At 42.6% G+C, this 14,334-nt stretch carries 10 protein-coding genes, 1 other RNA gene and 1 pseudogene; 9 read left to right on the forward strand and 3 right to left on the reverse strand.

Annotated features, from left to right (window positions below):
• The first annotated feature begins 308 nt into the window (after window positions 1-308).
• The 6 genes from lpxB to AN213_RS18325 all read left to right on the forward strand — a co-directional run bounded on the left by lpxB (window position 309) and on the right by AN213_RS18325 (window position 8,264).
• On the forward strand, window positions 309-1,466 hold the full coding sequence (gene lpxB, locus AN213_RS18300; RefSeq protein WP_054553105.1) for a lipid-A-disaccharide synthase: 1,158 nt from the start codon (window positions 309-311) through the stop codon (window positions 1,464-1,466).
• A complete protein-coding gene (gene rnhB, locus AN213_RS18305; RefSeq protein ID WP_055199303.1) occupies window positions 1,456-2,061 on the forward strand; it encodes a ribonuclease HII in 606 nt (201 codons plus the stop codon). The genes lpxB and rnhB overlap by 11 nt, the downstream gene beginning before the upstream one ends.
• Window positions 2,061-5,552: a DNA polymerase III subunit alpha gene (gene dnaE / locus AN213_RS18310; protein WP_055199304.1), complete on the forward strand. Its 3,492-nt coding sequence runs from the start codon at window positions 2,061-2,063 to the stop codon at window positions 5,550-5,552. Before rnhB ends, dnaE begins: the two co-directional genes overlap by 1 nt.
• 16 nt (window positions 5,553-5,568) lie before the next feature.
• Window positions 5,569-6,525: an acetyl-CoA carboxylase carboxyl transferase subunit alpha gene (gene accA, locus AN213_RS18315; protein WP_054553102.1), complete on the forward strand. Its 957-nt coding sequence runs from the start codon at window positions 5,569-5,571 to the stop codon at window positions 6,523-6,525.
• Window positions 6,526-6,616: 91 nt separating this feature from the next.
• On the forward strand, window positions 6,617-7,927 hold the full coding sequence (gene tilS, locus AN213_RS18320) for a tRNA lysidine(34) synthetase TilS (protein ID WP_055021943.1): 1,311 nt from the start codon (window positions 6,617-6,619) through the stop codon (window positions 7,925-7,927).
• Window positions 7,920-8,264 carry a hypothetical protein gene (locus AN213_RS18325; RefSeq protein WP_055021944.1) on the forward strand — a complete coding sequence of 115 codons (345 nt, stop codon included), beginning with the start codon at window positions 7,920-7,922 and terminating at the stop codon, window positions 8,262-8,264. The genes tilS and AN213_RS18325 overlap by 8 nt, the downstream gene beginning before the upstream one ends.
• Before the next feature lie 25 nt (window positions 8,265-8,289).
• On the opposite strand, the gene AN213_RS18330 is transcribed toward AN213_RS18325, so the two are convergent.
• Entirely contained in the window at window positions 8,290-9,186 is an 897-nt protein-coding gene (locus AN213_RS18330) for a GGDEF domain-containing protein (protein ID WP_054562029.1), read from the reverse strand.
• Window positions 9,187-9,325: 139 nt separating this feature from the next.
• Between AN213_RS18330 and AN213_RS18335 the strand changes: the two genes are divergently transcribed.
• Window positions 9,326-11,299 (forward strand): monovalent cation:proton antiporter family protein, encoded by a 1,974-nt coding sequence (locus tag AN213_RS18335; protein WP_054562028.1) that lies wholly within the window; start codon window positions 9,326-9,328, stop codon window positions 11,297-11,299.
• Window positions 11,300-11,306: 7 nt separating this feature from the next.
• Here the strand turns inward: AN213_RS18335 and AN213_RS18340 are convergent, their stop codons facing one another.
• A complete protein-coding gene (locus AN213_RS18340; RefSeq protein ID WP_054562027.1) occupies window positions 11,307-12,452 on the reverse strand; it encodes a patatin-like phospholipase family protein in 1,146 nt (381 codons plus the stop codon).
• A 134-nt stretch (window positions 12,453-12,586) separates the two neighbouring features.
• Between AN213_RS18340 and AN213_RS18345 the strand changes: the two genes are divergently transcribed.
• Window positions 12,587-13,450, forward strand: a complete 864-nt coding sequence (locus AN213_RS18345) for a DUF3014 domain-containing protein (protein ID WP_055199305.1) — start codon at window positions 12,587-12,589, stop codon at window positions 13,448-13,450.
• Between the two features lie 136 nt (window positions 13,451-13,586).
• An RNA gene (gene ffs, locus AN213_RS20125) (signal recognition particle sRNA small type) lies at window positions 13,587-13,683 on the forward strand.
• 444 nt (window positions 13,684-14,127) lie between these two features.
• Here the strand turns inward: ffs and AN213_RS20445 are convergent.
• Window positions 14,128-14,334: pseudogene (locus tag AN213_RS20445) on the reverse strand (transposase); the annotation flags it as partial.

Here is a 14,334-nt window from a genome sequence, read left to right on the forward strand (position 1 = left end):
AATACGAAATAAAGATGAATTAATCCTGCTCACCTTTTCTACAGATTAGAGATAAAGCTCTAAAGTTTCAAATATTTAATCGTTATAAAAAGCCGTTTTGCTATGGCTTATTTTATTCTTTTTTAAGCTCTTTTTAGATAGTAGCGAGTAAACCTGCAGGCTACACACGCAAATAAATGCTCAACCAATGAGCAAGTAGGCAGGCTAATTTCGATTTCTAGTATTTATTAACTCTGTGACATTTATCCGACTGCTAAAACACGGTAAACTCGTTTTTATTAGTGCCAAAAGTTGCGAATTATCAACGAATGAAAGAACAAACAAAGCCGTTACGTATTGCCTTGGTGGCAGGTGAGTTATCAGGTGATATTTTAGGTGAAGGGCTAGTAAAAGCACTTAAACGCCGTTTTCCGGATGCCATATTTGAAGGGATTGCAGGCCCGCGTATGCAAGCGGCTGGCTGTAAAACATTATTCGATATGGACGAATTATCTGTAATGGGCCTAGTTGAAGTACTAGGCCGATTACCGCGCCTACTAAAAATACGCAAACAATTGGTGCAGCATTTTATCGACAACCCACCAGATGTATTTATTGGTATCGATGCCCCTGACTTTAACTTACGTGTCGAAAAACCGTTAAAAGAGGCGGGTATTAAAACAGTACAATATGTTAGCCCATCAGTGTGGGCGTGGCGCGAAAAACGTATTCATAAAATCAGTGCCGCCACTAATTTAGTGCTGGCATTATTACCGTTCGAAAAAGCCTTTTACGATAAGCACGATGTACCTTGTACCTTTGTGGGTCATACTTTGGCTGATGATATTGCCCTTGAGCACGACCAAACCGAGGCTCGTAACCAACTAGGTTTAGCACAAACTGATAAAGTACTTGCGTTGTTACCAGGTAGCCGAGGTTCTGAAGTAGGGCTTTTAAGCGAAACCTACATTGAAACAGCGGCTAAATTGCAAGCGCAAAACCCTGACCTTAAAATTGTGGTTCCGTTAGTCAATGAAAAACGAAAAGCACAGTTTTGTGAGATTTTAGAAAAAACAGCCCCCGATCTAAAACTGCAATTATTGGATGGTCAGTCAAACCTTGCAATGCAAGCGGCTGATGCCATTTTACTTGCCTCAGGAACCGCAACGCTTGAAGGTATGCTGTATAAAAAGCCGATGGTTGTGGGCTACAAAATTAAGCCACTGAGTTACTGGATTTTCAAAACCTTATTTACTTTTAACATTAAGTATTTCTCGTTGCCTAATTTATTAGCCGATGAAGAACTCGTTCCAGAATACTTACAAACTGAATGTAATGTTGAAAACCTATCGGCTGCGCTAACACCTATGTTGAATACCGATAACAGCGAACTAAAAGCGCGCTTTTTAGCCATACATAAAAACATTAGATTAAATGCCAATGAACAAGCTGCAGCAGCAGTCGCGGAGTTACTAAATGCAAATTGAACGACCGAATGTTAATTATATTGCTGGTGTAGATGAAGTTGGCCGTGGTCCATTAGTGGGTGATGTTGTTACCGCTGCGGTAATATTGGACCCAAATAAGCCTATTGCAGGGTTAGCAGATTCTAAAAAGTTATCAGACAAAAAACGTCAATTATTAGCTGCAGAAATAAAAGAAAAAGCCCTGTGCTATGCTATTGGTCGTTGTAGTCCAAGCGAGATTGATGAGTTAAATATTTTGCATGCCACTATGCTCGCGATGAGCCGCGCGGTTGAAGGCTTAAGCGTAAAGCCTGAGTTTGTCTTTATTGATGGTAACCGTGTGCCTAGCCAATTAACTGTGCCAGCACAGGCGGTAGTAAAAGGCGATAGCCTAGTTGAAGAGATTTCAGCAGCATCTATTTTAGCGAAAGTTGCTCGTGATGATGAAATGATTGAGCTTGATAAGCGTTACCCTGATTATGGTTTTGCAGGCCATAAAGGTTACCCAACTAAAGCACACTTTGCAGCGCTTGAACAATACGGTGCTATTGAAGAGCATCGTAAAAGCTTTAAACCTGTTCAGCGCATTTTGGCGTTAAAAGGAGAGCAACTGTAATGCCTGCGCCACAATTTGTTCACTTACGTGTTCACTCAGATTTCTCAATGGTGGATGGCCTAGCTAAAACTAAGCCAATTGTCGCTAAAGCAGAAGAGCTGCAAATGCCTGCGTTGGCTATCACCGATCAGATGAACTTATGTGGTTTGGTGCGTTTTTATGGCGCTGCCCATGGCGCTGGTATTAAGCCTATTGTCGGCGCAGACTTTTGGTTAAGAAGCCCTGAATTTGAAGATGAACCTAGCCGAATTACCATCTTAGCGAAAGATAACGAAGGCTATAAAAACCTCACTTTGTTGATCTCTAAAGCGTACCAGCGTGGACATTTATTTCACCGGCCGGTGGTTGACCGTGAGTGGCTGGTGGAGCACAAAAATGGCCTGATTTTATTATCTGGCGCTAAAGATGGCGACTTAGGTAAAGCCCTATTAAAAGGTAACCCTGGGCTTATTGAATCGGTCGTTAGCTTTTATAAGCAACATTTTAGCGATCATTATTACATTGAGCTTATTCGTACGGAACGTGCTTTAGAAGAAGACTATTTACACCTAGCTGTTGAGCTTGCTACAAAAGAGCAGTTACCTGTAGTGGCAACTAACGAAGTGGTGTTTTTAAAACCAGAAAACTTTGAAGCCCATGAAATACGCGTGGCAATTCATGACGGTTACACCTTAGAAGATAAACGCAGACCAAAACGTTTTTCTGAGCAGCAATATCTTAAGACAGCAGAGCATATGGCTGAGCTATTTAGCGATATTCCTGAAGCGTTAGAAAACACCGTTGAAATTGCTAAGCGCTGTAATGTGACCGTGCAGCTAGGAACTTACTTCTTACCAGATTACCCAACCGGTTCGCTGAAAATTGAAGACTTCTTGGTTAAGGTCTCTGAAGATGGCCTTGAAGAGCGTTTACAGTTTTTATTCCCAGATGAGCAAGAGCGTAAAGAGAAACGTGGCGAGTATGATGAGCGTCTGAAAATAGAGCTCGACGTAATCAACCAAATGGGTTTCCCAGGTTACTTCTTGATCGTAATGGAGTTCATTCAGTGGAGTAAAGATAACAATATTCCGGTAGGTCCAGGGCGTGGTTCTGGTGCTGGTTCATTGGTTGCTTATGCACTGAAGATCACCGACCTTGATCCGCTTGAATTTGACTTACTATTCGAACGTTTCTTGAACCCAGAACGTATCTCAATGCCCGATTTCGACGTCGATTTCTGTATGGATAGGCGTGATGAGGTAATTGATCACGTAGCGGCACTTTATGGTCGTGACGCGGTATCTCAGATCATCACCTTTGGTACCATGGCTGCAAAAGCGGTTATCCGTGACGTAGGCCGTGTACTTGGTCACCCTTACGGCTTTGTTGATCGTATTTCTAAACTAGTACCGGGCGATCCGGGTATGACCTTGGCTAAAGCGTTTGATGTTGAGCCTCGTTTACAAGAAGCCTACGACGGTGATGAAGAGGTCAAAGAGCTTATTGATATGTGTCGCATCCTTGAAGGCTGTACACGTAACGCCGGTAAACACGCTGGTGGTGTTGTAATATCACCAACCACTATCACTGACTTTGCAGCCCTTTATTGTGATGATGAGGGTAAATTCCCGGTAACGCAATTTGATAAAAACGACGTTGAGACGGCGGGTTTAGTTAAGTTTGACTTCTTAGGTCTAAGAACACTTACCATCTTGCAATGGGCAATTGATATGACTAACGAGCGCTTAGCCCGAGAGGGTAAAGAGCCAGTTGATATCAACGCTATTCCACTTGATGATAAGCCAAGTATTGAGTTACTGCTACGCGCCGAAACCACCGCGGTATTCCAGTTAGAATCTCGTGGTATGAAAGACCTTATTCGTCGTCTAAAGCCCGACTGCTTCGAAGATATGATCGCACTGGTAGCACTATTCCGCCCTGGTCCATTGCAATCAGGCATGGTAGATAACTTTATCGACCGTAAGCACGGCCGCGAAGAGTTATCTTACCCAGATGTGCAGTGGCAACACGATAGCTTGATACCCATTCTAGAACCGACCTACGGTATCATTCTTTATCAAGAACAGGTAATGCAGATTGCGCAGGTACTGGCTGGTTATACGCTAGGTGGCGCTGACATGCTGCGTCGTGCGATGGGTAAGAAAAAACCAGAGGAGATGGCAAAGCAACGTTCAACCTTCGAAGAAGGTGCTGTTAATAACGGAGTTGACGGCGAACTTGCAATGAAAATCTTCGACTTGGTAGAGAAGTTCGCAGGTTATGGTTTTAACAAATCTCACTCAGCTGCTTATGCCTTAGTATCGTACCAAACGTTGTGGATGAAAACCCACTACCCAGCAGAGTTTATGGCTGCGGTAATGTCGGCGGATATGGATAACACCGATAAAATTGTTACCTTGGTAGATGAATGTGAAAACATGAAACTGACCTTGTTACCGCCAGATGTAAATGCCGGTGAGTACAAGTTTACGGTTAATCTACAAGGTGAAATTGTTTACGGTATCGGTGCCATTAAAGGGGTTGGTGAGGCGCCTGTTGAAGCTATTTTAGAAGCCCGTAGCGAAGGTGGCCCGTTTAAGGACTTATTTGATTTTTGTGCCCGTGTTGACTTAAAGCGTTTAAACAAGCGAGTTGTTGAAAAGCTCATTTATGCCGGAGCGCTCGATCAACTTGGCCCAGATAAAACCCAACCTGGCCGTGCAACCTTATTAGCAAGCTTAAAAGATGCTATGCGAGCGGCCGATCAGCATCATAAGGCTGAGTCATTAGGGCAGGCAGATTTATTTGGATTACTTGCCACAGAGCCAGATGAAGTTGAACAAGCATTTATCAAAGCCACAGATTTAACCGACAATGAGTGGCTAGATGGTGAGAAAGAAACTTTAGGTCTGTATTTAACTGGCCACCCAATTAATCAGTATCGTAAAGAGTTAAAGCATTATACATCAGGAAGGCTGGTCGATTTACAACCCACTAACCGCGATGTGCAGTCAACGGCTGCAGGCTTAGTGATTTCTGCTCGTACCTTGATAAACAAAAAGGGAAATCGATGGGGTCTTGTAACTTTAGATGACAAGAGTGCCCGTATTGATGTACGCTTATTCCCAGAACAGTTTGAAATGTACCAAGATTTGCTGCAAGTAAACAATATCTTGGTAATATCTGGACAGGTCAGCTTTGATAACTTCTCTGGTGGCATTACAATGACCGCTAGAGACATATGCACCATCGCTGAGGCGCGAGAAAAACGTATAAAAGCGATTAAAATGACCTTGAATATGGTGCAGATCGAGGCGAACTTCTTCGATAATTTACAAAAAGTACTGGAACCTTATAAGTTTGGTACTTGTCCTATTAAAGTATTCTATCAACGTCCGGATGCGTTGGCTGAGATTACCTTAGGAACCGAATGGTGTGTTACGCCGAGTGATGACTTGCTTCATAAGTTATCGCTGATGGCGGCGCAAGATGTAGAACTAGAATTTAATTAATTAGGTAGTTTAGAGCATGAGCCTCAATTATCTTGATTTTGAGCTTCCAATCGCAGAATTAGAAGCAAAAATTGAAGAATTACAAAATGTAAGCCGCGCTGGCGAATTAGACCTTGGATTAGAAGAGGAAGTCAGTCGATTAAAAGAGAAAAGTGCTGAAATGAAAGAGAAAATTTTCTCTGAATTAGGTGCTTGGCAGGTTTCTCAGTTAGCCCGTCATCCGTTGCGTCCTTATACTCGTGATTACATCGAGCGCATTTTCACGGAATTTGACGAACTAGCAGGCGACCGTACTTTTGCTAACGATCCAGCTATTTTAGGTGGTGTTGCACGTTTTGAAGGTCAACCAGTGATGGTTATTGGCCAACAAAAAGGGCGTGACACGGCTGAAAAAATTAAACGCAACTTTGGAATGCCAAAGCCAGAAGGTTACCGTAAAGCATTACGCTTAATGGAAATGGCTGAGCGTTTCAAAATGCCAATCATGACTTTTATCGACACTCCAGGTGCATACCCAGGTGTTGGCGCTGAAGAGCGTGGTCAAAGTGAAGCAATTGCGCGTAACCTTAAAGTTATGGCTGCGTTAAAAGTACCAACTATCTGTACTGTTATCGGTGAAGGTGGTTCTGGTGGTGCATTAGCAATTGGTGTGGGCGACCGCGTTAACATGTTGCAATACAGCACTTACTCTGTAATTTCGCCAGAAGGTTGTGCATCAATCTTATGGAAAAGCGCAGACAAGGCACCATTAGCTGCAGAAGCCATGGGTGTAACAGCTGCACGTGTTAAAGAGCTTGATTTAATCAACAACGTAATTGATGAGCCACTTGGTGGCGCACATCGTAATTACGATGCGATGGCGCGTAACCTTAAAAACCAACTTAAGCGTGACCTAGCTGACTTACAAGGCCTTTCACTAGATGAAATGCTTGATCAGCGTTACAAACGTTTAATGTCGTTTGGCTATTGCTAAACACAGCTTAAAATTGAAAAAAGCCGCTTTTGCGGCTTTTTTTGTTTTATAATGCCGATAACAAAGACGCTTGTATACTCATTGGTTTTAAATGCAAACATCAGATTTATACCACCATTTTTTAGCACAATTGCAGCCTTTACTGAACGCTCAGCAAAGTAGCTTTAGCGTTGCCTTATCTGGCGGTATTGATTCGGTTGTATTGTTACATTTAATAAAACAAGCTCAACAGCAGCACTCAGAACTTAAAATTGAAGCTGTGTATGTTAATCATGGTTTGAGCAAGTATGCTGATAAGTGGCAGGGGTTTTGCCAATCGCTGTGTGAAGAGCTCGATGTCGCATTTAAAGCGGTGCACGTTGAAATTTATGAGCGCTCGCGTACATCACTTGAGGCACAAGCAAGAGAGGCTCGTTACCAAGCACTAGACGAAAACTGTATACCAGGTAGTGTAATACTGCTTGGTCAGCACTTAAATGATCAACTTGAGACCTTCTTACTTCGTCTAAAGCGTGGTTCTGGCTTGCAGGGTTTAGCATCGATGCCACAAACGCGATTGTTAGCGTCTGGGCGTGTATGTTTTAGACCGCTGATTAATATCACTCGTGAGCAAATTGAACAATTTGCCAGTGAATTTGCTATTACCCATATCACCGATGATTCAAATGTTGATGAGCGCTTTGACCGCAATTTTTTACGTCATCAGGTTCTGCCCATTTTAACGGAGCGTTTTCAAGGGTTTGAAAAAAGTGCAGCGCGCAGTATTCGGCTGTTACAAAAGCAGCAATCACTGCTCGATGAATATACTCAAAGCGACCTTACAAACTGCCAAAATTCACAGGGTGGTTTAAGCTGCGAGGCAATTGCGGGGTTTAGTAAGCCCAGACAAGCAAACCTTGTACGTGCGTGGCTGAATCAGTTTACCCATCAACTACCTTCAGAGAATCAGCTACAGCAAATTATTGAGCAAGGTTTAACGGCAAAAACTGATGCTCAGTTAAAAATTTGTTTGCAAAGCGGCGATGTTCGTCGGCATCAGCAACATTGGTACTTTGTGAAAGAGCAGGCAATACCTGAGGCGATGGATATTGCTTTGCAAAGCGTTGAACTGATTGGTGGCCGAAAACTAATAGTGAAAGCGGGTAAGGGTATTAGACAACCAAAGCCGGATGAGCAAGTAAGGGTTGAATTTAATAAGCCACAAGCGCGTATAAAGCCTTTGCATAAACCCGGCTCAAATACTTTAAAGCATTGGTTTAAAGATGCCAAAGTAGCTCCTTGGTTACGTGCGCAGACACCACTAATTTTTTATAACGATCAACTTGTGCAAGTAGTTGGCTACTTTATTAGTGAGCAGCACAGTGTTGAAGATGGAATTCTATGGGAGACACTCTATGAGTGAACAACCACATGTTGGTTTATCACTAGTTAATAAGGCACCACTTGGCTTTGTGTTGTCGGTGCTAGTAGCTGTAGTTGCCGGTTTTGCTTATGCAGAGCTGACAATAAATACACTTTTTTATGCACTAGCTGGCGGCTTAGTTTGCTCATTATTGCTGCTAGGTTACTGGTCAGGCAAAGGCGGTATTTTCTTTATTCTGGGCGTACTTACGCCGTTGGCTTTAGTGATGGTATCGCCCCTTACCACCATGGCTGCCTTGCTTTACTTATTAAGCGGCTTCTTCGCTGGTTTTTGGTTAGTATTACTTGGTTATAAATTTATAAACAAAAAAGCCTAGCGGGGGATGCTAGGCTTTTACTCAATTAGTAAGCTCTTGCGCAGTTTCTTCCTGCAGCTTTTGCCTTGTAAAGACCTTTGTCAGCACGGGCAAACACTTCGTTTTCGCAGTCTTGGTTATTGGCGAGTGTATAACCAATGCTTGATGTTACATCATATTGAGCCATCAACCCTGAGCTAGCAACCAAACTCATAATACGATCAGCAATTACCTTATTAGTGGTGAATTCAGGGTCGTCGATTAATAATGCAAATTCATCTCCACCAAAGCGGAAAATAGAGTCAGTGCCACGCACGCTAGTGCGTAATACATTAGCAAATTCTTGCAGTACATCATCGCCAATTTTATGACCAAAGTTATCGTTAACTTGTTTAAAGTTATCTAAATCAAGCAGCATTAAACTAAATGGACGATGCTGACGGCGGCAACGTTCTAGCTTTTGTGCCAAGCTGTCATTAAATTGACTACGGTTGTTTAAGCCTGTTAGCGCATCTTTAGTCGCTAAACGTAATACGCGGGTATACATAAGCGCATTACGTAATGGGTAAACGAGTGCTGTATGAAGCTGCTTTAATTTTGCTTCAATCGCTTTACCCATAGGGAACTGGCTAAAATAAATTAACTGCCCTAAGCGTTCACTTTCGATATCTAAATCAAAAGAGTACGGTGTTTGACTGGTATCGCTGCCAGCACTTTGTGACACTCCGAGTGCAGATTGGAACTGTAATCCAGATAAATTGATCAGTTGTTTTGCGTGTTCGGCAAAAATTGTCAAAATTTCTTCGATTGATAACGTAGTTTGTAATCTTGCGACCAAATCGTGTGGACTATTTGTTTCATTTATTCGGTAATGCTCTGCCGAAAACGGCAGAAACTCGCCTCGCGCAGACACCCGCTGCGTCAAAATATGGACATTTTCCATGATAATTCTCCCCCCGGAGTGTTTAGATACTCATACTTAGCGAGATTTGTGCCACATTTTTAAACTGGCTGAAAAACAGATGGTTGCTATATTTAAGGTAGGGTACAGCTTTATCATCAAGTAGAAGGGAGTTTATTGCTTGCAAAATGTGCTGATTCAAGTGTTTGGCTTGCTCGTCGCTGCCGTATTATTTGTTTGGTTCTTCAAACGAATTGGTTTACCACCTATTCTTGCTTATCTTGCCACCGGTGTGTTGGCGGGGAGTCATGGTATTGGCTGGATGGCGCAAAGCCACGAAATGCACTTTGTTGCCGAACTTGGCATTGTATTTTTACTGTTTAGCTTAGGGCTTGAGTTTTCGTTGCCGCGTTTAATGGCAATGCGAAATATTGTTTTTGGCCTTGGCTCCTTGCAGGTCGTGGTGACCAGCATTGTATTTATGCTGATTTTACTGCTGTTAGAGCACAGCCTTTTAAATAGTTTTACCATCGCCAGTTTAATGGCGCTATCTTCAACGGCGGTGGTGGTTAAGTTACTTAAAGAGTCTGGAGATTTAAACCAGCGCCGCGGCCAGTTGGCAATAGGGGTGTTGTTGTTTCAAGATATTGCCGTTGTTCCTTTACTCATTGTCTATCCTCTACTGGCTCAAAGTGGCTCTGAAGAAATTGCTGGAGCATTGGCTCTTGCACTCACTAAAGGCGCTTTAGTGTGTATTTTATTGTTCGGCATAGGTAAATGGATTTTGCCTAAAGTGTTTAGCGAAATAGCGCTGGTAAGAACCGATGAGCTATTTATGCTAACGACTTTATTGGTTGCCTTGTTTGCCGCAGGCCTGACTTACCTATTTGGTTTATCGATGGCGTTAGGTGCCTTTTTAGCCGGCATGATGTTAGGAGAAAGCCATTATCGTCACCAACTAGAAGCCGATATTAGACCGTTTCGCGATATTTTGATGGGGCTATTCTTTGTGACCGTCGGTATGCAGTTAGATGCGCTCTATGTACTTAATAGTTGGTACTGGATCATCGCTGTATTAATTGGTTTATTGCTATTTAAAATAGCAGTTCTCGCAATTTCTGCGCAAGTGATGGGGGAGCGTAAGCAAGATGCGGTATCGGCGGGTATTATGCTTTGGCAAATGGGAGAATTTGGCTTTGTGTTAATTGCACTTGCTTCGCAGCATTTGCTGATAAGCTCAGAGCAAGCTTCGTTTTTAATAGCAGTTGGCGTACTTTCAATGGCGCTAACGCCTTACCTTATTGAAAAAACACCGCTTATTCTTAAAAAACTTGGCCTTTTAAGCCATGCAGGGCAGTATTGGCAGCAGCCTGCGACAAGTAGCCCCTTGTATCAAAATCATATTGTGATTTGTGGCTTTTCTCGTGTGGGGCAAACCGTAGCACGCTTTTTAAAACCAGAAGCTATTGAATACGTCGCGGTTGAGAGCAACCCCATCTTATTGCAAGAAGCAAAAGCGGCTGGCGAGCCAGTTATTTTTGGCCATGTAAATCAAAAAGATATTTTAAAATCAGCGGGCGTAGAGCGGGCAAGGCTAGTCATTATTACTTTTACTGATTTTGAGCAAACGCAAATTGTTGTTGATGCCATCAAGCAAATAGCTCCTGACGTGAAGATACTGGTACGGATGCGCGATGATACCGAGATGGAAACACTTAAAGAGCTAGGTGTTACTGAGGTTGTACCAGAAACCCTTGAAGCAAGCCTCATGTTAGTTTCGCATGTGCTTTATATGTCTGGCGTGCCGATGACACGGATCATTCGCCGTGTAAGTAAAGAGCGGCGCAATCGTTATAAGTTTTTAAATGGCTTTTTCACTGGCGATAAACTCGATGGCGAAGAGGCAAGTTCAGATAGGCTTGAGTATTTACATGTTATAGCTCTGCCAGAACACGCTTATGCGGTTAATCAGAAAATTAGTGAGCTTAAACTTGAGCAGCGCCGTGTGTCGGTTAGAGCGCTGCGCCGACAAGACCGAGAAATTGACGCACCTTCATCACAAACTATTTTATTGGCAGGTGATATTTTAGTGTTGCAAGGTAAGCCTCGCCGAGTAGAGCGGGTAGAGAGGTTTTTACTCGATGGTATGGAGTAGCTAATAGCTACTCCAGCTCTAAGAATTTACGAATTTCAGGTAGCTTTTTAAGACCATCTTGGTAGCCAATTTCAATGAGCTTTTGGGTATAACGTTTTTCAAACAGTAAGTAGCTAGTTAAACTCGATTGTGAACGTTTCTTCACGCCTATCATGCGTAGTAACAGTTTGATTGCCATAGGCATGTCATCATAAAACTGAGCGGCGATTGCATTAAAGTTTTGCGATGGGTTGATCACGCATGTTTCGATTTGTTTTAACTCTTGGTGTTTGTCGCGGGCAGGTAATAGGCTCAGCGTGCGATTGATACGCTGTAAACGTTCTAAATCAGACTGTAGCGTGTCGGTAAAGACGCTATCGAGTAAGTGACCTGCAATATTAGAAAGGCCCGGGTAATGAGGCTGGTAACCCGGTGGGTGCAACTCTTTTGGTTCATCAACACCAATAATAAAGATTTTTTCTGCACCTAAGTGAACCGACGGACTCAGTGGTGAAAGTTGGTGAATAGAGCCATCGCCAAAATAGTGGTTATAAACATTCACGCTCGGGAACACCATGGGAATAGCGCTCGATGCCATTAAGTGCTCAACATTAATGCGGGTTGCTTGCCCCTCACGTTTTGCTCTGCGCCACGGCTTTTGTGTAAGTGACTGAAAAAAGGCCACAGAGTCACCCGTGGTATAGCTCGAAGCGGTAATCGATACTGCATCTAGGTAGTTTTTATGTAGATTTCGTTCGATACGCGATAAATCGAGTATTTCGTGTAGTAACTTTCTAAGAGGCTTATTATTTAGCAAGCTCGCAGGTGGGTGATTAATATGTTCAGATTGAAAACTCGTAAGCATGTTGCGAGTAATATGCAAAAACACACTTAAAAAGTCGCTTTTATAAACCTGAGAAGTCGAAAAATTCTTCCACACCCATTCAAGTTTTTTGCATGCTAAATGCGCACACGATGCATAACATGCTAATGCAGCGGAATTAATTGCGCCAGCTGATGTCCCATTAATAATAGTAAAGGGCAGCGGTGCTGTGCGAGGCATGCTTTGCGTAATCGCTTTAAGCACACCAACTTGATAAGCCGCTCGCGCGCCACCACCTGTTAGTAATAAAGCGATTTTAGAGTGCTGTGTTTTTTTTAACTTACTGCTCATGGTTGCATTTAAATAGTTGTGCGTCTTTACTTTATTTATCAACTGTAAGTCTTTAAGCTAGAAGAAGCAAAGATTAGCTCAAGGCTAAATGGTTTTTTCGTATTTTTATCTGTTTTATTTTTAAGGGAGTGTCTATGTCAGAGCATTCGTCAGAGCCTGAAGTACAAAAGGGTTCATCAAATAACAACCTGATTTTTGCGGTGGTTGTGCTTATTCTTGTTGCTGGTGTGGCAGCGTTTATTTTATTGAAGCCTGAAGATAAACCAGTGCAAGTTGTTGAAGATATTGTTGCAGAAGAAGCGCCAGTTGTTGAGTACCAAGAGCCTGAACCAGAGCCTGAAGTGACAGAGCCTGAGCCAAAACCAGTTGTAGTGGACACTGCTCCAGAGCGCACTCCAGAGCCAGTTCCAGAAGTTGAACCATTACCAACGTTAAATGAAAGCGATGAAGTGGTTGTTGCCCGTATGGATGAGTTACTAAGTGACCAAGTGATGAGCTTAATGGTGACCGACGATCTTATTCGCCGTGGTGTTGTGTATGTTGATAACATCGCCAAAGGTAAAGTGGCATTAAGCCATGCACCTGTAGAGCGCCCTAAAGAGTCATTTAAAGTTATTGAGGGCGACATTTTAACAATCGACCCAAATAGCTATGAGCGCTATACGCCGTACGTAAAATTATTCACCAGCCTTAGCGCTGCTCAAGTTATCCGTATGTACGATGAATACAAACCACTTATCAACGAAGCTTATGCAGAAATTGGCTACGAAGGTGATGCATTCACAGGCACGCTAGAAGAGGCTATTGACGTACTACTTGATACGCCAGAGCCAAAAGGTGATATGCCACTTGTTCGCAACTCAGTTACGTATCAATATGCTTACTCTGAGTGGGAAAACCTACCTGATGCGCAAAAACAATTACTGCGTATGGGCCCAGAAAATATGAAAAAAGTGAAAGCAGCACTGCGCAACATCAAAGCTGAACTTGAAAAGTAAGCGATAACCCCCTTAATGACAGTGCGATTGTATACCAAGTATGCAATCGCACTTTCTTTTTCGAATATCCCTTGAATAACAGGCTAAAAGTAGAGATAATCCCTCCCGCGCCAAACAAGGCCCTCAATGGTAGTCTTATTGGTCCTCTCGCAACACTAGCAGGTGAACCTGGTCAGGCCCGGAAGGGAGCAGCCACAGCGTGTGACGTGTGTGCCGAGATGCGGCTGGTAAGACTGCCACCCAAAATCTCCTTTGGGTGACTTTCTTCATTTAAATTCCATTTTAAAGCTTTCTTTAGAACTCTTTTTTATTCTGTATTAATTAAACTTAACTTTAAGTATGTTTTTTTAAGTTATCGAGACATCCACTTTAGAGTTAATTAGACACACACACATTAAAAATGTGAACTTCGTTTTTATGTACATGATTGATTTGAAGGAGACACTGTTAGTCAGGTACAGGTTATAAAAACTATTAAGACACCCACTATAGTAGGAGTTTTTAATAGCTAACTCTAAGAGCAACTAGTTTAGTCGCTCAAAATTAATTAACTAAATTAATCTATACATCAAAATGTTATGTTTACAAGATTTTGTAGGGCATTGCCTGAACAGTACCTGACTTTGGGCAAGCTTAGCCCAAGGGTAAGGCTACTTTAAACATTTTCGAGCTTCGGCTTAGGAAAATAGTGCGCGACTAGTGCTAATAGAGCTTCTTCGTTTTCGTTTCATATGATTTGTATAAGCTGTGATTGCTTGTTCTTTACCTGCAGTATTTTTAAATGAGCGGGTAAAGGAAGTGGTGAGTGTGAGCCAGTTGTCAGTACAAATATTTAGTCTTTCAAGTATTGGTAACGCATTTTCTGGGATTTTCCCAGGCTTATT

Source organism: Pseudoalteromonas sp. P1-8, assembly GCF_001399985.1.
Lineage (GTDB): Bacteria > Pseudomonadota > Gammaproteobacteria > Enterobacterales > Alteromonadaceae > Pseudoalteromonas.